At 53.0% G+C, this 666-nt stretch carries 1 protein-coding gene; it reads left to right on the forward strand.

All coding sequences use genetic code 11. From position 1 onward, the window contains the following. The coding region (locus IEY03_RS17035) for an IS6-like element IS26 family transposase (protein ID WP_065189290.1) at positions 1-614 on the forward strand (614 nt) is incomplete at its 5' end. Positions 615-666 lie beyond the last annotated feature (52 nt).

A 666-nucleotide genomic window follows, 5' to 3' on the forward strand; every position in this document is an offset into this window, starting at 1 on the left:
TGCAGGAGATGCTGGCTGAACGCGGAGTGAATGTCGATCACTCCACGATTTACCGCTGGGTTCAGCGTTATGCGCCTGAAATGGAAAAACGGCTGCGCTGGTACTGGCGTAACCCTTCCGATCTTTGCCCGTGGCACATGGATGAAACCTACGTGAAGGTCAATGGCCGCTGGGCGTATCTGTACCGGGCCGTCGACAGCCGGGGCCGCACTGTCGATTTTTATCTCTCCTCCCGTCGTAACAGCAAAGCTGCATACCGGTTTCTGGGTAAAATCCTCAACAACGTGAAGAAGTGGCAGATCCCGCGATTCATCAACACGGATAAAGCGCCCGCCTATGGTCGCGCGCTTGCTCTGCTCAAACGCGAAGGCCGGTGCCCGTCTGACGTTGAACACCGACAGATTAAGTACCGGAACAACGTGATTGAATGCGATCATGGCAAACTGAAACGGATAATCGGCGCCACGCTGGGATTTAAATCCATGAAGACGGCTTACGCCACCATCAAAGGTATTGAGGTGATGCGTGCACTACGCAAAGGCCAGGCCTCAGCATTTTATTATGGTGATCCCCTGGGCGAAATGCGCCTGGTAAGCAGAGTTTTTGAAATGTAAGGCCTTTGAATAAGACAAAAGGCTGCCTCATCGCTAACTTTGCAACAGTGCC

The sequence above is a fragment of the Shewanella aestuarii genome (assembly GCF_014647215.1).
GTDB lineage: Bacteria > Pseudomonadota > Gammaproteobacteria > Enterobacterales > Shewanellaceae > Shewanella > Shewanella aestuarii.